The organism is Saccharopolyspora tripterygii (genome assembly GCF_054778355.1).
Map to the genome: position 1 here is coordinate 25,628 of NZ_BAAGZP010000048.1, position 20,761 is coordinate 46,388.

The 20,761-nt window shown below is 69.4% G+C and carries 24 protein-coding genes; 18 read left to right on the forward strand and 6 right to left on the reverse strand.

The annotated features are described in order from the left end of the window. Positions 1 to 4 precede the first annotated feature (4 nt). The 6 genes from ACYVF3_RS31070 to ACYVF3_RS31095 all read left to right on the forward strand — a co-directional run bounded on the left by ACYVF3_RS31070 (position 5) and on the right by ACYVF3_RS31095 (position 6,305). Entirely contained in the window at positions 5 to 1,369 is a 1,365-nt protein-coding gene (locus ACYVF3_RS31070) for a DHA2 family efflux MFS transporter permease subunit (protein ID WP_461157840.1), read from the forward strand. Between the two features lie 98 nt (positions 1,370 to 1,467). After that, the gene (locus tag ACYVF3_RS31075) at positions 1,468 to 2,295 is read left to right on the forward strand and encodes a siderophore-interacting protein (protein ID WP_461157841.1); all 828 of its coding nucleotides are present in this window, start codon (positions 1,468 to 1,470) and stop codon (positions 2,293 to 2,295) included. Positions 2,296 to 2,385: 90 nt separating this feature from the next. Beyond that, on the forward strand, positions 2,386 to 3,687 hold the full coding sequence (locus tag ACYVF3_RS31080) for a lysine N(6)-hydroxylase/L-ornithine N(5)-oxygenase family protein (protein ID WP_461157842.1): 1,302 nt from the start codon (positions 2,386 to 2,388) through the stop codon (positions 3,685 to 3,687). Between the two features lie 82 nt (positions 3,688 to 3,769). Next, the gene (locus ACYVF3_RS31085; protein ID WP_461157843.1) at positions 3,770 to 4,819 is read left to right on the forward strand and encodes an LLM class flavin-dependent oxidoreductase; all 1,050 of its coding nucleotides are present in this window, start codon (positions 3,770 to 3,772) and stop codon (positions 4,817 to 4,819) included. Between the two features lie 158 nt (positions 4,820 to 4,977). Continuing rightward, positions 4,978 to 5,367 (forward strand): DUF3817 domain-containing protein, encoded by a 390-nt coding sequence (locus ACYVF3_RS31090; protein ID WP_461157844.1) that lies wholly within the window; start codon positions 4,978 to 4,980, stop codon positions 5,365 to 5,367. Then, positions 5,364 to 6,305, forward strand: a complete 942-nt coding sequence (locus tag ACYVF3_RS31095) for a heme o synthase (RefSeq protein ID WP_461157845.1) — start codon at positions 5,364 to 5,366, stop codon at positions 6,303 to 6,305. The genes ACYVF3_RS31090 and ACYVF3_RS31095 overlap by 4 nt, the downstream gene beginning before the upstream one ends. Before the next feature lies 1 nt (position 6,306). On the opposite strand, the gene ACYVF3_RS31100 is transcribed toward ACYVF3_RS31095, so the two are convergent. Continuing rightward, on the reverse strand, positions 6,307 to 6,930 hold the full coding sequence (locus tag ACYVF3_RS31100; RefSeq protein ID WP_461157846.1) for a maleylpyruvate isomerase N-terminal domain-containing protein: 624 nt from the start codon (positions 6,928 to 6,930) through the stop codon (positions 6,307 to 6,309). A gap of 113 nt (positions 6,931 to 7,043) precedes the next feature. Between ACYVF3_RS31100 and ACYVF3_RS31105 the strand changes: the two genes are divergently transcribed. The 3 genes from ACYVF3_RS31105 (at position 7,044) to ACYVF3_RS31115 (ending at position 9,968) form a co-directional block, all read left to right on the forward strand. Then, positions 7,044 to 8,669: a GTPase-associated protein 1-related protein gene (locus tag ACYVF3_RS31105; RefSeq protein ID WP_461157847.1), complete on the forward strand. Its 1,626-nt coding sequence runs from the start codon at positions 7,044 to 7,046 to the stop codon at positions 8,667 to 8,669. Between the two features lie 229 nt (positions 8,670 to 8,898). Further along, complete coding sequence (locus ACYVF3_RS31110) at positions 8,899 to 9,507, forward strand: Rv1733c family protein (RefSeq protein ID WP_461157848.1); 609 nt, start codon at positions 8,899 to 8,901, stop codon at positions 9,505 to 9,507. A 284-nt stretch (positions 9,508 to 9,791) separates the two neighbouring features. Beyond that, a complete protein-coding gene (locus tag ACYVF3_RS31115) occupies positions 9,792 to 9,968 on the forward strand; it encodes a hypothetical protein (RefSeq protein ID WP_461157849.1) in 177 nt (58 codons plus the stop codon). Positions 9,969 to 9,983: 15 nt separating this feature from the next. On the opposite strand, the gene ACYVF3_RS31120 is transcribed toward ACYVF3_RS31115, so the two are convergent. Next, positions 9,984 to 10,337, reverse strand: coding sequence for a hypothetical protein (locus ACYVF3_RS31120; RefSeq protein ID WP_461157850.1), 354 nt, complete (start codon positions 10,335 to 10,337; stop codon positions 9,984 to 9,986). A gap of 262 nt (positions 10,338 to 10,599) precedes the next feature. Between ACYVF3_RS31120 and ACYVF3_RS31125 the strand changes: the two genes are divergently transcribed. Then, complete coding sequence (locus tag ACYVF3_RS31125; RefSeq protein WP_461157851.1) at positions 10,600 to 12,198, forward strand: FadD3 family acyl-CoA ligase; 1,599 nt, start codon at positions 10,600 to 10,602, stop codon at positions 12,196 to 12,198. Here the strand turns inward: ACYVF3_RS31125 and ACYVF3_RS31130 are convergent. The 4 genes from ACYVF3_RS31130 to ACYVF3_RS31145 form a co-directional block, all read right to left on the reverse strand. Continuing rightward, positions 12,173 to 13,198, reverse strand: a complete 1,026-nt coding sequence (locus tag ACYVF3_RS31130) for an acyl-CoA dehydrogenase family protein (RefSeq protein WP_461157852.1) — start codon at positions 13,196 to 13,198, stop codon at positions 12,173 to 12,175. The genes ACYVF3_RS31125 and ACYVF3_RS31130 overlap by 26 nt on opposite strands. Positions 13,199 to 13,309: 111 nt before the next feature. Next, entirely contained in the window at positions 13,310 to 13,744 is a 435-nt protein-coding gene (locus ACYVF3_RS31135) for an MBL fold metallo-hydrolase (protein WP_461157853.1), read from the reverse strand. Then, entirely contained in the window at positions 13,713 to 14,063 is a 351-nt protein-coding gene (locus ACYVF3_RS31140) for an oxygen-binding di-iron domain-containing protein (protein ID WP_461157854.1), read from the reverse strand. The genes ACYVF3_RS31135 and ACYVF3_RS31140 overlap by 32 nt, the downstream gene beginning before the upstream one ends. 168 nt (positions 14,064 to 14,231) lie before the next feature. After that, positions 14,232 to 14,516: a zinc finger protein gene (locus tag ACYVF3_RS31145; protein WP_461157855.1), complete on the reverse strand. Its 285-nt coding sequence runs from the start codon at positions 14,514 to 14,516 to the stop codon at positions 14,232 to 14,234. 106 nt (positions 14,517 to 14,622) lie between these two features. Between ACYVF3_RS31145 and ACYVF3_RS31150 the strand changes: the two genes are divergently transcribed. The 8 genes from ACYVF3_RS31150 to ACYVF3_RS31185 all read left to right on the forward strand — a co-directional run bounded on the left by ACYVF3_RS31150 (position 14,623) and on the right by ACYVF3_RS31185 (position 20,692). After that, positions 14,623 to 15,465 (forward strand): helix-turn-helix domain-containing protein, encoded by an 843-nt coding sequence (locus ACYVF3_RS31150; RefSeq protein ID WP_461157856.1) that lies wholly within the window; start codon positions 14,623 to 14,625, stop codon positions 15,463 to 15,465. Positions 15,466 to 15,470: 5 nt separating this feature from the next. Then, positions 15,471 to 15,665: a DUF397 domain-containing protein gene (locus tag ACYVF3_RS31155; protein ID WP_461157857.1), complete on the forward strand. Its 195-nt coding sequence runs from the start codon at positions 15,471 to 15,473 to the stop codon at positions 15,663 to 15,665. A gap of 129 nt (positions 15,666 to 15,794) precedes the next feature. Continuing rightward, the gene (locus tag ACYVF3_RS31160; protein WP_461157858.1) at positions 15,795 to 16,385 is read left to right on the forward strand and encodes a hypothetical protein; all 591 of its coding nucleotides are present in this window, start codon (positions 15,795 to 15,797) and stop codon (positions 16,383 to 16,385) included. Positions 16,386 to 16,621: 236 nt separating this feature from the next. Further along, positions 16,622 to 17,020 (forward strand): hypothetical protein, encoded by a 399-nt coding sequence (locus tag ACYVF3_RS31165; protein WP_461157859.1) that lies wholly within the window; start codon positions 16,622 to 16,624, stop codon positions 17,018 to 17,020. 30 nt (positions 17,021 to 17,050) lie between these two features. After that, on the forward strand, positions 17,051 to 18,622 hold the full coding sequence (locus tag ACYVF3_RS31170) for a WXG100 family type VII secretion target (RefSeq protein WP_461157860.1): 1,572 nt from the start codon (positions 17,051 to 17,053) through the stop codon (positions 18,620 to 18,622). Continuing rightward, positions 18,619 to 19,371, forward strand: a complete 753-nt coding sequence (locus ACYVF3_RS31175) for an ESX secretion-associated protein EspG (protein ID WP_461157861.1) — start codon at positions 18,619 to 18,621, stop codon at positions 19,369 to 19,371. The genes ACYVF3_RS31170 and ACYVF3_RS31175 overlap by 4 nt, the downstream gene beginning before the upstream one ends. A 25-nt stretch (positions 19,372 to 19,396) precedes the next feature. Next, positions 19,397 to 20,038: a type VII secretion target gene (locus ACYVF3_RS31180; RefSeq protein ID WP_461157862.1), complete on the forward strand. Its 642-nt coding sequence runs from the start codon at positions 19,397 to 19,399 to the stop codon at positions 20,036 to 20,038. A 54-nt stretch (positions 20,039 to 20,092) separates the two neighbouring features. Continuing rightward, positions 20,093 to 20,692, forward strand: coding sequence for a YbaB/EbfC family nucleoid-associated protein (locus tag ACYVF3_RS31185; protein ID WP_461157863.1), 600 nt, complete (start codon positions 20,093 to 20,095; stop codon positions 20,690 to 20,692). Positions 20,693 to 20,761: the final 69 nt, after the last annotated feature.

The following is a 20,761-nucleotide window of genomic DNA, read 5'->3' on the forward strand; positions in this document are numbered from 1 at the left end:
TCGGGTGAACCCGCAGGTCGCGGTCTGCGTCTGCTACGTCGCCGCGATGTTCATGAACGGCATGGACGCCACCATCGTCAACGTGGCGCTTCCCGCGCTGGTCGAGGACTTCTCGGTGTCGGCGAGCTCGGCTTCCTCGGTCAACGTCGGCTACCTGGTCAGCCTCGCGGTGTGCATCCCGGTGTCGGGCTGGCTCGGTGACCGGTACGGCACGAAGCGGGTCTTCCTCGCCGCCTTCGGCGTTTTCGTGCTCGCCTCCGCGCTGTGCGGGCTGTCGGGCGATCTGCTCCAGCTGACCCTGGCGCGCGTGCTGCAGGGAGCCGGTGGCGGGGTGATGAGCCCCGTCGCGCTGACGCTGCTGTTCCGCGCCTACCCGCCTGCCGAGCGGATCCGGCTCTCGCGCGTGCTGCTGCTGCCCACCGCGGTCGCGCCCGCGCTCGGGCCGGTGCTGGGCGGGTTCTTCGTCGAACACCTCACCTGGCGCTGGGGCTTCTTCGTCAACCTGCCCATCGGCGTTGCGGCGCTGGTGTTCGGCGCGCTGCTGCTGCAGGAACACGTGGAGGCTCCGGGAAAGCGCTTCGACCTGCGCGGATTCGCGCTGGCCGCACCCGGTCTCGGCCTGGTGGTCTTCGCCCTGGAGGGCGTCGCCACCGGTGCCCCGGCAACGCTGAACTGGTTGGCGGGTGCGGCTGGGATCGCCTTGCTGGCCCTGCTGGTGCGGACCCAGCTGCGCACCGAGCACCCGATGCTGGACCTGAAGCTGTTCGCCGACGACCAGTTCCGCAGGGCGAGCCTGATCCTGTTCACGTGCCTGGTGGGCTTCCTCGGCACGCTCTACGGATTCACGTTGATGTACCAGGTGGAACTCGGTGCCTCGGCGTGGGAGACCGGTCTGGTGACCTTGCCGAAGGCGGTCGGGCTGATGATCGCTTCGCAGCTGGTCGGCTGGGCGCACCGCCGGTTCGGGCCGCGGCTGCTGATCGCGGTGGCGATGGCCGGTGCGTCGCTGTCGTTCGCGCTGATGAACGTGATCGGCCCGCACGACGTCTGGTTGGCGGCGTCCGTCCAGCTGGCCTCGGGCTTCTTCGTCGGCGCCGCGACGGCCGAACTGCAGGTCGTCGCGTTCATGACCATCGACAAGTCCGCGACGGGCGGTGCGTCGACACTGTTCAACGTGCAGCGGCAGGTGGCCTCGGCGCTCGGCGTGGCCATCACCGCCAGCGTTCTGGCGGCCGCCGGCCCGGGGTTGGGCTCATACCATCTGGCGATGTTGACCTCCGCCGGATTCGCGATCATCGGTGTTCTCCTGGCCTTGCGGGTCACGGAATCCGTGGTGCTGCAACGGGAACCCGTCGCGGCCGGTCGCTGAGAGATCTGAGCCACCAGGGGGAAGACAATCCTCCGATCTATGGTTAGGCTAGCCTTAACTGGATGATCGTTGGTGGAACGGAAAGGAACGCTTGGTCGATGGGAACCGCGGATCGACTTCGGCGCAACCGGCCCCCGGCACGGGACCTCGAGGTGCTGCGCACGGCGCAGCTGAGCCCGTCGATGCGGCGGGTCACCCTCGGCGGCGAGGAGCTGACGGGCTTCCTCGACCAGCACACCGGGCCCAACATCAAGGTCTTCGTGCCGCGCCAGGGCCAGGACCGCCCGGTCCTCCCGCAGCTGGACCCCGAAACCGGCCGGTACAGCTGGCCGGAGCCGGAAGTCCGGCCGACCATGCGCACCTACACCGTTCGCCGCTACGACGAGTCGAGCGGTGAGCTCGACATCGACTTCGTGATGCACGGCGAGCACGGGGTGGCCTCCAACTGGGCCCGCAACGCCAGGCCCGGCGACCGCCTCGGCGTGATGGGTCCCGGCGGCAAGATCTGCCGCGAGGCGGACTGGTACCTGCTGGCAGGCGACGAGACCGCGCTGCCCGCGATCTCCAGCATCGTCGAATCGCTCCCCCCGACCGCGCGCGGCCACGTGCTCCTGGAGGTCGACACCGCCGCCGACCGGCAGCACGTGCAGTGCCCGCCGGACCTGCGGTGGACCTGGCTGCACCGCGAGGGCTGCTCGGCCGGCCTCTCGCGTCAACTGATCAACGCCGTGCACGAGCTGGACGTGCCCGCCGACGTCGACGTCTCCGCCTGGGTGGCGGGGGAATCCGGCGTGGTGCGCGGCATCCGGCGTCACCTGCGCGATGAGCGGGGCATGGACGCCAAGTCCGTGCTGGCCATCGGCTACTGGAAGCACGGCATGGCCGAGACCGAGTACCACGACAAGCACAACCACGATCGGGACTGACCGACGCGGCGAGAACCGGCCAGACCCAACGGTTTCGCCGACTACATTCACCCGCCCGCGAGTCGGGCTCCGGCGAACCGAGGGGACGACGTGTCTGCGGCGCTGAACCAAGAGAAAGTCCACGATGTGCTGGGCATCGGCTTCGGCCCGTCGAACCTGGCGCTGGCGATAGCGCTGGAGGAGCACAACCGGACCGCGAACGACCCCCTCGACCCGGTGTTCTTCGAACGCCAGGCGTCCTTCGGGTGGCACCGGGGCATGCTGATCGAGGGCACCACGATGCAGGTGTCCTACCTCAAGGACCTGGTCACCATGCGCAACCCGGCCAGCGACTTCTCGTTCCTGTCCTACCTGCACGACAAGGACCGGTTAGCGGACTTCATCAACCACAAGACGCTGTTCCCCACCAGGGTCGAGTACCACGACTACCTGGAGTGGGCCGCGAGCCGGCTCGACGGCGTCGTGCGCTACGACTCCGAGGTCGTGGAGGTCCAGCCGGTCGACGAGCACTTCGAGGTCGTCGTCCGGCACGGCGGGCAGCTCGCCGTGCACAAGGCGCACAACGTCGTGATGGCCGTCGGGCTGGAAGCCTCCCTGCCGGAGGGTGCCGAGCTCGGTGAGCGCATCTGGCACAACCTCGACCTGATGCACCGCGTGCCGGAGCTCACCGAGGAACCCAAGCGCTGCGTGGTGATCGGCGCCGGCCAGTCCGCCGCCGAGGTCACCGACTACCTGCACCGCACCTTCACCGGGGCCGAGGTGTGCGCGGTGTTCGGCCGCTACGGCTACAGCCCGGCCGACGACAGCCCCTTCGCCAACCGGATCTTCGACCCCCAGGCCGTGGACGACTTCTACTCCTCCTCACCGGAGGTCCGCGCCAAGCTCATGGACTACCACCGCAACACCAACTACTCGGTGGTCGACCTGGAACTGATCGAGGAGCTCTACGCCCGCTCCTACCAGGAGAAGGTGCGAGGGGCCGAGCGCCTGCGGATCTTCAACGCCAGCAGGCTGGTCGACGTCGGTGCGCTGCCGGAGGGAGCCGAGGTCACCGTCGAGTTCCAGCCGACCGGCGAGCGCCACGTCCTGGACGCGGACCTGCTCGTCTACGCGACCGGCTGCAGCCCGCGCGACCCGTACACGCTGCTCGGCGAGCTGGCCCGGCACTGCGAGTGGGACGAGCACGGCACTTTGCAGGTCGAGCGCGACTACCGGGTGCGCACCACCGAGGACGTCCCGGGCGGGCTCTACCTCCAGGGCGGCACCGAGCACACCCACGGCATCACGTCCTCGCTGCTGTCCAACGGAGCGGTCCGCGCGGGCGAGATCCGCGACTCCATCGTCGCGCGCCGCAAGGCCCCCGCCCGCGACTACGCCCTCTCCGGCAGCTGAACCCCGTCCGGTCTCGGGCCGTTCGAACGTCGGTGGTCACGGCGTGGGAACAAGGTCGTGGGGCCGGAGGTTGTACGGCGTGATGAGTGCGAGTGACGATCAGATCCGGGGCTCGGCCAAGGGCGAGGCCCCCGTACCGCTGTCGGTGCTGGACCTGGCGACCGTGGGGGTGCAGGACTCGCCGTCGGACGCCCTGGCCGGGACCACGGAGCTGGCGAAGCGGGTCGAGGCGCTCGGCTACCACCGGATGTGGGTGGCCGAGCACCACGGGATGCCCGGGATCGCCAGCTCCTCGCCCGCGGTGGTGATCGCGCACCTGGCCGCGCACACGCGGTCGTTGCGGCTGGGCTCGGGCGGCGTGATGCTGCCCAACCACGCGCCGCTGGTGATCGCCGAGCAGTTCGGCACCCTGCAGGCCCTGCACCCCGGCCGCATCGACCTCGGCGTCGGCCGGGCTCCCGGCACCGACCAGGCCACGGCGCGGGCGCTGCGGCGCACGGAGGGGCCGCTGTCGGCGGAGGACTTCCCGCAGCAGCTCGGCGAGCTGATCGCGTTCCTCGACGACGACTTCCCGCTGGACCACCCCTACGCCGAGGTCCAGTCGGTCCCGCGCGGACCGCTGCCGCCCGTGTGGCTGCTGGGCTCCAGCGGCTTCAGCGCACAGCTGGCCGGCGCGCTGGGCCTGCCGTTCGCCTTCGCCCACCACTTCTCCGCGCAGAACACGCTGCCCGCGCTGGAGCTCTACCGGGAGTCATTCCAGCCCTCCGAGGTGCTCGACGAGCCGTACTCGATGATCGGCGTGCAGGCCGTCGCGGCCGACTCCGAGGAGGAGGCGCTGGACGTCGTCCGGCCGATCGCGCTGAGCATGCTCAAGCTGCGCCAGGGCGTCCCCGGCAAGCAGCCCACCCGGCAGCAGGCGCGCGACTACCCCTACACCGACCTGGACCGGGCGTTCGTCGACCACTGGCTGGCCGACGCCGTGCACGGCACCCCGGACGCGGTCCGGGCGGGTCTGGAGGAGCTGCGCGAGCGCACCGGCGCCGACGAGCTCATGCTCACCGCCAACCTCTCCGACGCGGAGACGAAGCTGCACTCCTTCGACCTCATCGCGAAGGCCTTCCACCTCGCCTGATGCGGCCGCGGAACCTGCGGTTCTCGTGGTGGGAGTGTGGCTCGCCACTCTAGGTCGAGGTCGCGGGCAGGCGCGTGTTGCGCGTGTCGTACGGTCTATTGACACCGGTGTTGCTAGGTGCCCGGTGTGTGGGCACGACGCGGGATTGAGGGATTGGCGTGAAGCCTGGTGTGCTGATCTTCTACCGGATCATGGCGTACGTCACCGCCGTACTGCTGATCCTGTTGTGCGCCGCCATGGTGCTCAAGTACGGCCATTTCCTCGGCTTGTGGCCGGAGGGTTCGGCGACGCAGGAAACCGGCACGACGTGGGTCACCACGATCGGCATCGCGCACGGTTGGCTCTACATGGTCTACCTGCTGGTCGCGGTCGTGGCCACGACGCAGCTGCGGGTTCCGATGGGCCGGATGCTGCTGGTGCTGCTGGCCGGGACCATTCCGTTCGGCGCGTTCTTCGCCGAGCGCAAGGTCGTGCGCTGGCACGAGCTGCGGTTGGCGGGCAAGCCGATCGTGCAACCGCAGACCGCGGAGGAAACGACCGCCTCATGACCGCCATCCCCGAGTCCCCGAGCCAGTCCGAGCAGCCCGCTGCCGAGCAGCCGGTGCGCCGCCGCAACGTGATCGGCGCCTACTTCGCGCTGACCAAGCCGCGCGTCATCGAGCTGCTGCTGGTCACCACCATCCCCGCGATGTTCCTCGCCGAGCGCGGAATCCCGTCGGCGTGGCTGGTGGTCGTCACGCTGCTCGGCGGCGCCATGTCCGCGGGCAGCGCCAACGCGCTCAACTGCGTCGCGGACTCCGACATCGACGCGGTCATGGACCGCACCAAGAAGCGTCCGCTGGTGCGCTACGAGGTGCCGCGGCGCAGCGCGCTGATCTTCGGCATCGCGCTGGGCATCGCTTCGTTCCTGGTGCTGTGGCTCGGCGCGAACCTGCTGGCGGCCTCGCTGTCGACGGCGGCGATCCTGTTCTACGTCTTCGTCTACACGCTGGTGCTCAAGCGCCGCACCTCGCAGAACATCGTGTGGGGCGGTGCAGCGGGCTGCATGCCCGTCGTGGTCGGCTGGGCAGCCGTGACCGGCAAGGTCGAGTGGCCGGCGATCGTGATGTTCGGCGTCGTGTTCCTGTGGACGCCGCCGCACTTCTGGTCGCTGGCGATGAAGTACAAGGACGACTACGCCCGCGCGGGCGTGCCGATGCTGCCCGTGGTGGCCACCACCAAGCAGGTCTCGGCGCGCATCCTCGCCTACAGCTGGGCCACGGTCGGCTGCACGCTGCTGCTGTTCCCGATCACCAGCTGGGTCTACATCGCGCTGGCCGGAGTGTCCGGTGTGATCTTCCTGGTCGTCGCGCAGCGCCTGCACAACAACGCCCGCAAGGGTCTGGCGCTGAACCCGATGAAGCTGTTCCACCTGTCGAACTCGTACCTGACCCTGGTGTTCGTGGCGATCGCGGTGGACGCGGCGCTCACGCCCGTGATCGGCTGACTCAGCGCATCACCGGCAGCACCTGCGCGTCGCTGCGCCCGGTCGCCGCATCGACGAAGGCGATCGGGTCGGCGGTCTCGGCCAGCAGCCGGACCGTCACCTTCAGCGCTTCCCCGGCCATCGGGCCCGGCAGGTCGCGCCCCACAGCGGCGGCGATGTCGGCGTAGTGCACGACTCCTTCCATCACGAAGATCCGCAGCGCCTCGCGCGCGGGCACGACCGCGAAGCCGCCGTAGTGCACGGTGCGTTCCAGGTCCGCTTCGCGCAGCTTCTCGATCGTCCGGGGCGCCACTGCCGCGAACTGCTCGACCAGCTCGTCGGCGGACGTCGTCCGCGACCGTGCCGCGGCCGACTCCTTGAGCAGCTCCGCGGTCTCCTCGGCGATGCCTCCCGGTCGTTGCATGAACGACAGCAGGTCGGCGGCGTCGTCGTGGCTGACGGGGGCGTCGGGGGAGGGAGCCTCGATGCCGGCCAGGGTGGCCGACGGGAACGGGCTGACGTGGGTGTAGACATCCTTGACCGTCCAGCTCGGCAGCCGCGTCGGACGACCCCAGTCGTCCTCGCCCAGCTCGGCGCCGAGCTGGGCCCACGCCTGCCAGGTCTGGTCCAAGGCGTCAATGATCATGGTTCTCCCATCGGTTGGTCCGTGGTACCCATTCACTCACGTGGTGTCGCCCCGCGCGGATAACCTTTCCGGGTGCCCTCGGTGTTGATCGACAACGAATGGGGGAGCTTGCGATGAGCGGAGGCAGTCCGGCCGAGCATTCAACGGACCCGCCCAGCACCGGCGAACCGCCTCTCGCCGAGCCTGCGGGCAGGCGGTGGGTGCCGCGCGTCCTGACACCGGACTCGGTGGAGGGCGTCGACGTCGTCGAACTGGCCGACGAGTTCGCCCGGACCCGCGGCGAGCCCCACGCGAGCCCCGCGGACCGGCTGGCTGCGGGCGTCATCGTCCTGGGCGAGTCGCTGGAGGCCGACGACTGCGGGCTGGTCGCGACCTGGCTGCGCTCGGCGCCCGCCGACGTGCGCGGACCGGTGCTCTCGGCGGTGCTGGCCGCGGATCCGCCGCGCGAGGTGCTCGCCGACCTGGCCGCCGAGCACGCCGGTCGTGCCCGGGTCGCGTTGCTGCGCTGCGAGATCGCCGAGGTCACCGGGGTCGTTGAGGGAGGAGCGGGTGCCGACCTGGCTCCGCTGACACCGCACCCGTGGGGCGCCGACGAGGCGGAGGAGGCCCGGACGCTGCTCGCCGAGGCCGCGGCCTCGGTCGACCCGCAGCGCGTGGACCTGCTGCTGCGCACCGCGACCAGGTTCGGCGTGGACTTGCCGTCGCGCCGCTTCGCCGCCGAGCGGTTCGTGGACTGGTGGGCGTCGAACCCCCGCTCGTCGCTGGACCCGGCGCTGTGGCCGTGCGCCGACGAGCTCGTCGCGCTGCTGCGGGACACCCTCACCGAGCGGCTCAAGCACTCCGAGGTCGTGCTCACCGCGGTGAACGAGCACTGGTGGCCGCTGCTCCGGCACATCGCCACCGACCCGTTCGAGCCGCTGGACGCCGCGGTCATCTCGGCCGCGGTGCGCGCCAACGGCGACGTCCGCCGCGAGACCGTCGAGAAGTTCGTCGAGCGGCTGCGCGCACCCGATCTCCCCGACACCCCGGAAGCGGTGCTGGCCGCGCTGTTCGGCGCCGCACCGCCCACTGTGGACGAATTGCACCGGCTGATCGGCGCGCTGCCCGCGACCGCTGTCTCCGAACCGGTCGCTCAACGGGCGTTCGCGGCGTTGAGCAAGGCCAAGGTGACCGCGCGCCACCTCGACGTGCTGCGCATGCTGAGCCACCACCTCGGTCCCGACCAGCGCGAGCTCTGGTCGCAGGACGGCCGGTTCCGGTCCTGGCTGGCCTCGTTCTGCCGGGGCGGAGAGGTCGGCTCGGTGGAGGACGTGTCCGAGCGGGTGCTGCGCGCGAGGATGCCGGAGGCCCTGACCGCGCTGCTGGCGGCCGAACCCCGCTCGGCGGCGCGCGCCATCGGATCGGCGGGGCCGGTCCTGCAGCGGCTGCTGATGCGCGAGCTGCCCGCGGTGTGGAACGACGGCCAGACGGAGGGATCGCGCGGGGATCGCGCGGTCGCCCTCGCGTTCGTGCTGGCCTGGTCGGACACGGCGAGCTCCGACGCGCGCACGGCCTACGACCGGGAGCTGGAGCGCTGGGTGCGCGGCCACCGGCGGGCGGACCACCGGCGGATCAGCAGGTTGTTGCGGTCCTCGGCGGCCGATCACGCCGCGGGCTGGCACGAGTGGCTCCAGGAGATCGTCACGAATCCCGCTGAGGCGGACCGCGGGGTTCGACGGTGGTGGCACCGGCGCCGCTGAGTGTCTGGAGCAGTTCAGCTCGCTCACTGGAAAGGGTTGTGGTGCCTCCGAATGCGTGACACCCAGGGTTAATCGCGGACATTCCTCGCATCAAAAGTGTATGACTGGTCACGGTGAGATAACGATCGAGGTCTCGCCGGGCATACTCCTCGTGGGTAGTCACCGCGCAGGGCAACCGCCACATCACCGCCGGTGCCCGCGCCCCAGCGATGTCACGGGAGGTTCGATCATGGGGGCGGCGCTCAAAGCGCACGCGGCATGGCTGGTCAACGCGCTGAGCATCGGGCGGAACCCGTTGCGCAGGCCGATCGACCGGCTCGCCGCAGGGCTCACGTTAATGCTGCTGATGGTCGCGATGATCGCGGTTCCGGTGTCCGGGATGTTCGCCGCGTCCATGCACCGGGACCTCTCCGATCGCGCGCAACAGGCGGCCGAGGCCAGCCGGCCCGTGACCGCGGTCATCACCAGCCCGCCTTCGCTGAGCATCCCGGTCTCCGAGGTCTACAGCCAGGACGCGGTCAGCTCCACGGCGGTCGCCGAGTGGCGGATGGGCGTGCGCGAGAGCAGCTCTCGCGTGCAGGTTCCCTCGGGAGCGAAGGTCGGCGACCCCGTCGAGGTGTGGGTCGACCAGCGAGGAGAACGCGTCCCACCGCCTCCCGACCCGGGCGCGGTGACGGCTTCGGCGGTGTTCGCCGCGCTGCTGCTGCTCGTGGTGCTGGAGATCGGCAGCTTCGCCCTGATCGGTGCGATCCAGGCCGCCGCGCGCCGGGTCGCCATGCACGCGTGGGCGCGCGAGTGGGAGTACGTCCAGGGCGGCGGGACCTGGTCCCAGCGCTGACCGGACGTGCGTTGAGCTGCGGTTCCTCTCGTCCTCGTCGCCCCGGAACTTGAGCCGTCGTGGCGGCACCGTTGTCGAGGGGCGACGCCCCCGTAGGCTGCCATCACCCGGTCGGGTTAAATGTGCCCGCCGAACTTGTCAGCGGGACCCGGCGCTGTGTTTGGGTACCCGCGTGGATCTCCACAGCGGAGTTGCACCTTTGACGAGTCGGTCGTTGCCGAAGACGGGCACGTCATCGCAGGGGGAACGCCCGCCCGCTGAACGATCACGAGGGGAAGCGGCACATGGGGGAGACGCAGTCGACCGAGACGGCCGAGAGCGTGCCGATCTACGAAGAGCTGGCCAGCGAGCTGTGCGATCCGGCCGACACCACGTGGCAGTTCCCGCCCGTGCCGTCGTTCGCCACGGAGCTGGAGGAGGCCGTGGGCGGCGGCGAGGAGTCGGCTGCGGTCGCGAGCTGACCCGATCGCTCGGTCTCACCGCTCGGTGTCCGGCGCCGCGACGTCCGTGTCTCTGGTCTCGCGGGAGAGCGCGAACGCCACCAGCGACACGAGCGCGGTGAAGATCATCCACACCACCACCGGCCAGCCCGTTCCTCCGCCCTGGATGACCAGCGCGGAGGCCACCAGCGCTGAAGCCACCAGCGGGGAGGCCGCCAGCGGGGAGAGTCCGTCCAGCGCCGCACCGATCTCGCGGGACGAGGCGAACCCGGTGTAGCGCACGCGGGCGCCGAAGAGCTCGGCGTAGAGCCAGGAACGGAACCCGCCAGGACCACGCCTGCACGGCCTCGTCGCCGGCCCATCGACAGCGGCCTCCGGCCGCAGACGCATCGCCACCCCGAGCGCCGAGACCCCGGAGCCCAACCATGTCCGGGCGAGGTGAGACGCCACCGCCCCGCGCCGTCGTCGTGCTCACGTTGTCAACGTCGGTTGGCAAGTCCCAGTTTTAGTCCGAACCGAGCCATGATCAGGTCCGAAATGTCGGCTCAGTTTGGACTAAAACTGGGCGCGGCCGAGGGGCTACCAAGCGGGTGCTTGCTTGGGTAGGGTCGGGCCGGGTTCGCGACGCCGGTGTCTGACCCGGGAGGACTAGATGACTCGAGCGCAGGGCGTGGAGTCGATTCCGGCTGCTGTCCGGAACGCGGCGGAGCGCTTCAGCGAGGTCGAAGCGCTGGTGGACGGTTCGGTCCGGCTGACCTTCGGTCAGCTCGCCGAGCGTGTCCGGGAGTTGGCGCGGATGTTCGCCGCGGTCGGGGTCAGGCCCGGTGACCGGGTGGCCCTGAACTCGCCGAACACCCACCACTGGGTGCTGGCGGCCCTCGGTGCTTCCTACGCGGGGGCGACGCTGGTCCCGGTCAACACCCGCTTCACCGGGGTGGAATCAGCGGAGCTGCTGCACCGCAGCAAGGCTCGCGTCCTGGTCGTCGCCGACGAGTTCCTGGGCGTGGACCGGCTCGCCGGAATCCACGAGGCCGCGGGCGACGGACCGGGAGAGGTGGTCGCCGGACTGCCGGAGCTGCGCGCGGTCCTGCGCGTCCCGGTCGGGACCGCTTCGCCGGCCGGTCCCGGCGTGCACGACTGGGACGAGATCCGTGAACTCGCCGCGAAGGTGCCTGAATCCGAGGTCGAGCGTCGCGCGAGCGCGGTCACCGCCGACGACCTCGCCGACGTGCTGTTCACCTCGGGCACCACCGGCCGCGCCAAGGGCGTGATGTCCCTGCACCGCCAGACCCTCGGTGTTGCCACGGCGTGGGCGGAGTGCGGCAAGGTCCGCAAGGGCGACAGGTACCTGCTGGTCAACCCGTTCTCGCACAGCTTCGGGTACAAGGCCGGGATCCTGGTGTGCCTGCTGACGGGGACGACGATGATCCCGCAGGCCGTCTTCGACGCGGCCTCGATGCTGGATGTGATCGACACCGAGCGGATCTCGATCCTGGCCGCCGCGCCGACGATCTTCCAGACGCTGCTGCACGCACCTGAGCGCGGTGGCCGCACCCTGCCGGGACTTCGCCTCGCGGTGACCGGTGCCGCGACGGTCCCCGTCACGCTGGTCGAGCACATGCGTTCCGACCTGGGTTTCGACACCGTGCTCACCGCGTACGGCCTGACCGAGGCGGTCGTGGCCACCATGTGCCGGCCCGGCGACGACGCCGAGACCGTCGCGCACACCTGCGGTCGCGCCACCGCCGGTTTCGAAGTGGCCGTCGTCGACGCCGATGGCAAGGAGATGTCTCCTGGTCAGGCTGGCGAGGTCGTGCTGCGCGGCCCGAACGTGATGCGCGGCTACCTCGACGACCCCGGCGCCACGTCGCACGCCGTCGACGTCGACGAGCGGTTGCACACCGGCGACATCGGCGTGCTGGACGAACGCGGCTACTTGCGGATCACCGACCGGCTCAAGGACATGTACGTCTGCGGCGGTTTCAACGTCTACCCGGCAGAGGTGGAGCAGGCGCTGGCCTACCTCGGTGGCGTTCGCGACGTCGCGGTGATCGGCGTTCCGCACGATCGGCTCGGCGAGGTCGGCAAGGCCTACGTGGTCGGTGACGACTCGCTGACCGAGGAGTCCGTGCTGGCGTTCTGCAAGCAGCGCTTGGCCAACTTCAAGCTCCCGCGGTCGGTGGAGTTCGTCGGGGAACTTCCCCGCAACGCCTCGGGGAAGATCCTCAAGCGGGTTCTCGCGGAGCGGTGAGCCGGTCCAGCAGCGCCGACTTGATCGATGGGCGCGAGCCGAACAGCAGCAGGAACGTGGCTTCGCGGACCAGTCGTTGCGCGTGACTGCCCGCCAGCACGGACCGGCTGCCGTGGTGCACTGCGGCAGCTGACGCGGCGCGCATCGCCAGTTCGGAGGCCTGCGCTCGTGCTTCGGAGAGCTGGTCCTCGGTGGCGGCGACGAGCCGGGTTCGCGCGGCGTCGAGTTCGCCGGGAAGACCACCCGCGTCGTCGCCGAGCATCGAGATCGCCCGTCCGGCCACGCCCAGCGCGAGGGCACCGTTGAACCGCACGGAGCCGGAATCACGCTGGAGGTACTCGGATTGCGGGACGGTCGAGGCGATTCGGTCGCGCGGGACGAAGTGCCTGTTGAACCGGAGCGTCACGGTGCCGCTCGCCTGCACGGCCATGAGGTCGAGCGGTTCGGCGTGCAGCGTGTCGTTGTCCACCGCGTCGAGCATCGCGAAGACCAGGGTGTCCTCGGAGTTTCGGCCGGCGACCAGCAGCGAGTCGACCATGCCCCAGCCGGTGAACCACGGTGCGACGCCGTCCAGCAGGTAGCCGCCGACGATCGGCTCGGCGCGCAGTGCTGGTGGGCCGGTCCGCAACGCCGAACCGAGCGCGATCCCGCCCCTGCGCTTGCCTTCGAGCAGGCCGGGGAAGTAGTTCTGGCGCAGGTTCCGGTTCTTGGTCGTCTCCGCGGCGTTGAGCACGCCGTGGTGCTGGATCCACACGAACGTGGTCGTCAGGCAGCCGCCCGCGAGGACTTCGATGAGCCGCAGCACGGACGGGAAGTCGCCGATGTCCAGGGTGGCTGCTTGCGGTGACGCGGCGAGTCCGTAGAAGCCGTGCTCGGCGAGCAGGTCGAAATGGCTCTCCGGGACCCGATCGGCGGCGTCGACCTCCAGCGCGGCGGGGAAGAGCACGTCCTCGGCGATGCGCCGAGCGTCCTGCAGCGCGGGCGACTCCTGATTCATCATCCCAGTTTCCCCCACCTTCTCGAACCGGCACGACAGGGCGCGATCAGCTGCCCGCGGCGCGGTGGCCGACCGGTTCTGGCAAGCCGTTCTCGAACAGGTCGAAGACCGCGATCACTCACCGGGGAGGCGTGGTTCGGCCATGCGCACACCCGCGGTTCTCAGCCGTTCGTCGAAGGCATCCGCCAGGTCGTTGAGCGCTTGTTCGCAGTCGCCCGCGTGGGCGGGGCCGTGCATCAGGCCGAGCGTGCTGGGGCGGAGGTTCGCGAGTGAGCGGATGGTGGGCGCCGTGGACGGGGTGAGGCAGGTGGCTCCGAAGGTGTCCTCGGCGCTCAACGCCGCTCCGACGATGTCGGTTTCGGTGAGCGCGGTGGTGCGGCCGAACGCGGTGAAGAGGTCGCCGCAGAACAGGGTTCCGGTCGTCTCCTCGAACAGCAGGCCGGCGTCCCACCCGTGCGGGACGTGCGGTGTTTCGACGCGCCGGACGCGTTTGCCGCCGAGGTCCACCACCTCACCGTCAGCGAGCTGCCGCGGCGGCCGGTTGGCCATGTCGTTGATCGACAGCCGACAGCCGACAGCCGAGGACGCCGTGCGCGATCTGCGAGGACGGTGCTGCCTGCAACCACTCGTTCATCGAACCGCACTCGTCGGCCTCCAGATGTCCGAAGGTGATCCACCTCAGTCGGGACAACGGCACGATCCGCTGCACCGCGGCCGACACCTCGGGGAACAACCCGCGCATCCCGGTGTGGAACAGCAGCGGCTCGTCCGCGATGAGCAGGAACTGGTTGAACACGAGGCCGGGCGGCTCGACGTAGGTCGAGATCCGGTGCACCCCGTCGGCGATCTCGGTGGTCTCGGTCGGCATCGCTGCTCCCCCACGCACAGCCGGTGGTCTCCGAACTCACCCAGCGTGGCCCCAGCCCCCGACAGAGAGCGGGGGACCGGGCGGTGCGCGGGGAGGTGGGCGCACCGCCCGGTCTGAGGGCTCGGCGTCGTGTCGGGGGCGCGGCGACGTCGAGCCTGGTCCCGGGAATCAGGAGGAAGCGGCTCGGTTCCCGGGCGCCATGGGGCTCCTGGCGAGGTGGTGGGCCTTGACGTTGCAGTCGGGGCAGGTGGGCCAGAACCACGCGAACGTCGAGTTGTCGGTGCGGATGCCGTCGCCGCAGAGAGCCGTGATCTCCGTGCCGTCCGGCCATCCACCGGGAGGTCTCGCCTCGCCGATCGCGTGCCGCCGCCCCTCCCCAGGAGACCAGCTGAACGGATGCGGCCGGTATCTCGTTTCGCGGGGGCGCGGGTCGAACGCGGGCACTGCGCTCACCTCCGAGGTGGACTGCGTGGAAGGACTACGAAGGAAATATAGATCGTAGAACTACAAATTAGAGTCATGAGGCGAAACATCCACCCTGAAGAGCTACAGTGCAGGCATGGCAAGTCCGATCATGCGGCGCAAGGCGCTTGGCCGTGAACTGCGGAAACTCCGGTCTGATGCGGGTGAGAGCCTGGAGCAGATCGCGAAGCTCCTTGGCTGCTCGACGGGCAAGGTGGGGCACTTCGAGACGGGGCGCAACGCGCCGAGCAAGCCGGAACTGATGGTGCTGCTCGCTCACTACGGCATCAGCGAGCAAGATCAGCCGGTCTTCGAGGAGATTCGCCAGGAAGCATCGAAACGCGGCTGGTGGTCGACGTACCGCCTGCCGCACTGGTTCTCGAACTACGTCGGCATGGAGACCGACGCACTGCGAGTGCGCAATTTCGAGCTGGAAGTCATCCCAGGACTCCTGCAGACCGAGGAGTACGCCAGGGCGGTGACGGAGCTCGCGCGACACATGACCGAACCTGACGAGGTCGAGCGCAAGGTCGAGCTGCGCATGGCGAGGCAGGAGCGGCTGTTCGAAGAGCAGCCACTTGAGTTGGTGGCATTGATCTCGGAGGCGGCGCTGCGTCGGTGCGCGCAAGTCGAGCACGTCGCCGCGAAGCAGCTGAATCATCTGCTGAACATGTGTGAGCGGCCCAACGTCGAGATCCAGGTCTTGCCGTTTGACGTGGGTCTTCATGCCTCGCTTTCGGGCAGCTTCCTGGTGCTCGACTTCCCGCCCGAGACCTGGCCTCCGGCCGCGTATCAGGAATACGCGGTAGGCGGGCACCTCATAGATGATCAAGAAGTCGTTGCGGATCTGGATACGCTCTTCGGTGAGCTTCGGGAGATGGCGTTGAGCGAACGGGACAGCGCTCGGATGATCTCGAAGTTCGCACCAGATGAGGGGTGAGGTCCATGGATCTTTCACAGGCCACTTGGCGAAAATCCAGTTACAGCGGTGGCGGCAACCAGTGCGTGGAGGTCGGTGCGGCGCTTGGTGTCGTCGGTCTTCGCGACACGAAGGACCTCCAGAGCGGGACGCTTGTCGTGCCAGCACGCCGGTTCGCCGACTTCATCGCTGCGGTCAAGGCTGGTGAGCTGGACCGTTGACGCGCGGCCCTCGCCTTCGCGGCGGGGGCCGTGTTGTTGGTGAGATGTGACTTCCGTTGCGGTCGCCTCGGCCGGGTTCGCGGTTAGCCTGGCGCAGTCCTGGTGATCGCTGGTGAGGAGTTCGCGACCATGAGCGACCGGGTGGCCGGCTCGAACCGGCACGGCAATGCCGGGGGACTGCGGATTCCCAAGGGGGTCCTGGCTGGTGGTGCCGCCGTTTACCTCGTCACCATGGGCGTTCTGCAGTACAACTTCTCGCGAATGCACGATCAGCTCGATTCGGTCACCGCGAACCTCGCGCACACCAATCAGCAGTTGTCCGCGCTGAGCAACCTCGAATCGCTCAAGTCCGAGATGTCGAAGCTCGATCAGAACATCGTCGCGATGCGCGGTCTGATGGGGCCGTTCCCGGACATGGCGCGCAGCGTCAGCGCGCTCAACGGGCAGATCGAGAGCCTGCGAACCACCATCGCGGCGTTGCAGGGCGACACCGCAGGACTTCCCTCGGTGGCGGCGAGCATTCAGGGGATGAGCGCCGAACTCCGCAGCATCACCGGACGTATCGATGAGATGAACCGAAACGTCGCCGGGGCCAGCGGGAACGTTGCTGATGTGGGTGGCGGTGTGGGCTCGATGCAGCACGATCTCGCCGAAGTCCGGTCCGACGTCGCGGACATGGACCAGCGGCTCAAGTTCATCCCCAAGGCGCCGGGCCGATGACTCTCCACTGTGGAATTGATTTTGCCGGGTTGGCGGAGGAATTCATGCCGTAACGGCAGGGTTGCTCAGCGGGACCGTCGCATATCTCACAGATTGAGCGGTTGAGGTTAACAACTGATCACGATGCCCCCGGCGTTCGCGGCGGGTTGCGGTGTGTGGCTACTGTTGTGTCAGGGCGAGCACACTGCGCGCGCCATCGGAAAGGCGCTTCTTTCCTAGTTTTACCTGGGGGATCGATGAGCAAACCCGACGAACAGGCTTCTCAGTCGCTCGCGGAATCGACGGCATCTGTGGATGCGATGCGTGATGCGGTGGAGTCGCTGGACCTGAAGCTGGACCCGCAGGCCGGTGAGACGATCCGCGCCGCGCTCGAGGAGCGCCTGGCCTCGGTCGACTCCTGGCTGACGCAGGCGCGGAACCTCGCCCGCCAGGCGCCCCTGGGAGAGAACCCGGTGGGCACGGCGATGGCGCAGAAGTTCGTCGGCCGGGCCGAAGGCGGCGAGAACTCGCTGGTGTCAGTGCTGACGCGCTATCGAGAGGTTCTCACCGACGCGCGCGAGGCCATCCAGAGCGCGATGCGCACCTACCAGGAGACCGACCAGCGGGTCGCGGACTCCTTCCACAAACTCATCTGATCCGCCAACACCTGGTCGAGGGGAGAGATCATGCCTCAGGATTCACCAGACCGCGCGTTGGTGGAGACGCAGAACTGGGCGTCGCGCAGTCACCGCGAGCTCTACGACGCCGTGCACATCGCCAACGATCCCGGGCGAGTCGGGCAGCTCGCCGATGAGTGGAAGAAGCTCGGTCGCGAGATGGCCGAGTCCGCCGACCGCATGTCGGACAAGCTCCGCTCCACCGAGTCGGGCTGGCAGGGAGAGGCCGCCGACGCCGCGCGTTCGGCGATCCAGAAGCTGGCGGATTGGAGCCGCGACGCCGGGGAGTCCGCGGATGCGCTGGCCGGACGCATGTCCGAGCAGGGCCGCATCATGGAGACCGCCAAGGCCGAGATGCCCGAGCCAGTCAAGGGCGGCAAGGAGATCCACGCTCGCGCGGTCGCCACTTTCGCGACCGGCGACCTGGAATCGTTCACCAAGGCGATGGACGATCTGCACACCAACCAGGAGCGTTCCTCCGGCGCGCACGAGCAAGCCGTGCGCGTGATGACGCGGATGGAGGAGTCGTCGCGCACCGTCGACGACGACACGCCCCGCTTCACGCAGCCGCCGGACCCCGTCGAGGAGCTCAAGACCCGGTCCACGACCAAGGCGGCTGCCGCGTCGACCGGTGTGGAGGGGAGCTCGACCGGCGGGGAAGCACCGACTCAGCAGCAGTCGGCCGCCGGGGCCGAAGCGACTCAGAAGATGACCCGGCCCGCGTCCGTCGGCCAGCAGCCGTCGGCTCCGCCGCTGGCCGCGCAAACCGGGCCCGCCGGCACCGGCCCGGACGGTGCGCCGCTGGCCGCGCAGACCGGCCCTGCCGGCGCCAACGCCCCGACGAAGCGGATGCAGATCCCCAAGATCGGTGGCTCGGTCGACGGGCCCACGGTTCGCGCATCACCGGTGAAACCCGCCAACGCCAACCCCTCGAACCAGAAGCCTCCGTCGTTGGAGGAGTACAAGCCCAAGAGCACCAACCCGCAGAGCACGACCGCGTTCCCGGGTGGCGACAGGCAGAACGAGAAGACCAAGAAGATGCGGTCCCTTCAGGGCCCGGACGCCGGTGGTCATGGGCCGGGAGGACGTCGTCCCGGTGGGCCGAACAACCGCGACGGCAATCGAGACCGGCCTGGGCAGATGCCTCCGATCCCGCCGACCGCCGGTCCTGAAGGCCAGATCCCGCCCATCGGAACGACGAACGCGGCGAGCGGGGCTTCGTTCGGCGGCGGCGGGGGAGCTGCGCCGCCGATGCCCCCCAGCGGTGGCGCAGCCGGCGGGAACATGGCCCCCGGCGGCATGACCGGTACCGGAGGAGCTCCGGGAGTCGACCACGGTGGATCCGGCCCGAGCCAGGCCGGCGGTGCCGGCGCGGGACAGGCCGGATCCGGTGGTGCAGGCGGAATGATGGGCGGTGGCGCCATGGGCGGCGCGATGGGCAACCGCGGCGGCCAGGGCAGCCAGGACGAGGAGCGCAAGGCCAAGTACGTCGAAGGCGGTCCCGTCGTCGAGGTCCCGGGCAAGGACCTCCCGCCGCCGGTGATCGGTGAGGGCAAGAAGAAGAAAAAGAGCGAGGAATGACGAAACCGGACTTCGTGCTGTCCGCCGCCGAATTCGACCTGGTCTGGTCCTCGCTCGGGTTCGGCAAGATCCCGTACCCGCTGGAGGTCCCGAGCCTCGGTGCCACGATGGAGCAGCGGTCGGACCTCACCGCCGAGGCGTTCAGGGCCCTGGCCGGACGCGGGCTCGCCGCCAATCACGAGCTCGCCCCGCGATTGGTCGACCTGCTCCGGCTGCTGGTGGACAACGACACGTCGGTGGACTTGATCGGCCACCGCGAGCAGCCGATCCGCGCACTCGCGGCCGTCACGCGACGCAACGGGGTGCTCGCCGAACTGGCCGGGGACGAACTGCGGTTGACCGAGATCCGCCCGACCGCGCTGGCCATGTCCGCGGTGGGAGTCCTGCCGCCCGGCGAACCCGGGCAGCAGCGGGCGATCTCGGTACCGGCTGACGCGCTGGCGAAAGCCCTCGAAGAGGACGAGGACGATCCCTTCGGTGGCGATGTCGAGGAAGACGTCGCGCTGGTCAAGGCCGGGTTGTCGCCGCAGGACGCGGCCACCGTGCTCGAACTGGCCAACACCCGGCGCGCTGGCGGGCAGTTCGGTGTTTCACGCGGAACCCGGCGCGCCACAACCCTGGTGACCTGGTTCGACACCCATCAGGGCCGATATCTGATGGTCAGCGCGGGCTCGTGGCTCAGCATCGCGCCCGCCGACAACAAGCGCATCGAACACCGACTCGCCGACGTAGTGGCCGCGGTCGCGTGAACACACGAGGAAGCCGGGGGAACGCATGACGTCGTTCAACGTGCAGGCCGAAGAACTGACCGCGCACGCCAGCCACTTGGACGGGCTGACAGATCGTCTGGACACCGCGATCTCGGCTGCCGAGACCGTAAGCATGTCGGACGAGGCGTACGGACTGCTGTGCTCGTTCTTGCCGCCCATCGTCAACCCGATGGAGGAGGAAGGCGCGAAAGCGCTCAAGGCCGCCAAGGAGGGGGTCACCCTCACCGCGGACAACGTGCGCTCCACCGCCAGGGACTACCAGGACACCGACGACGCGAACGCGAAGTCGCTCAAGCCGTTCGACGAGGCGGTCGAGGTGAACGAGTCGGCGGTGGCGCTGCGCGGGGTTCCCGCGGTGGGCGACGGCGGTGGCGCACCGCAGCAGCAGGCGACACCGGCGATGCAGCCGCAGCAACGGGCGTCTCCGGTGTTGGATCAGGTGTCGCCGGTGGTGGAGCCGCAGGAGCGGGCGTCTCCGGTGTTGGATCAGGTGTCGCCGGTGGTGGAGCCGCAGGAGCGGGCGTCTCCGGTGTTGGATCAGGTGTCGCCGGTGGTGGAGCCGCAGCAGCAGGCTGTGTCCCCGGCGATGCAGGGTGACCTGCGGGCAGAACCCCTGCGGCCGATGGATCGCGGTACACCGGCCTAGCCGGTCGATTCACACCGAAACTGAGGACTTCGAGATGTCGACGGAGGTTGTGCGATGACGGGCCAGGGCTCGGGAGGATTCGCGGTTGCCGGGGCCGACCCCGACGAGGCGGAGCGCCGCATCCAGCAGTGGGCGCAGGGTTTCGCCGAGAAGGCCCAGCGCTACCAGGAGGTGCAGGCGCAGACCGACGAGCTGAGGCTGTCGGCCAGCAGCCCGGACGGTCGCATCAAGGTGACTGTGCGCGCGGACGGCAGCATCACGGACCTGGAGTTCACCGACAAGGTCCGCTCCATGGCGCCGAACGAGCTCGCCGCGCAGATCCTCTCGACGATGCACCGCGCGCAGGCCGACATCGCCAGCAAGGTCGGCGAGACGATGGCGGCGACCCTCGGCGACGAGGACCAGCAAACGCGCTCGATGATGCTGGACAACCTGCGCGAGCGGTTCCCGGAGCAGCCGGACGAGGAGCTCGAGCCGGAGACCTCGTCGAAGTGGGACGGCCCCGCCGAGGAAGAGGAATCCCCCGCGCCGCCCGCTCGACCCGCGCCACCCGCTGCACCGTCGGCCGGGACGCCTCCCGCGCAACCGAAGAAGCCGCGCTTCGAGGACGAGGACGACGAGTTCGGCCCTGACTTCGACCCGCTGCGCGACTGATCCGTCCTGACCTGAATCTTGTTGGTTGACTCTGGGGGTTGTTGTGGCGAATCCGTTGGTGGCGGAGCG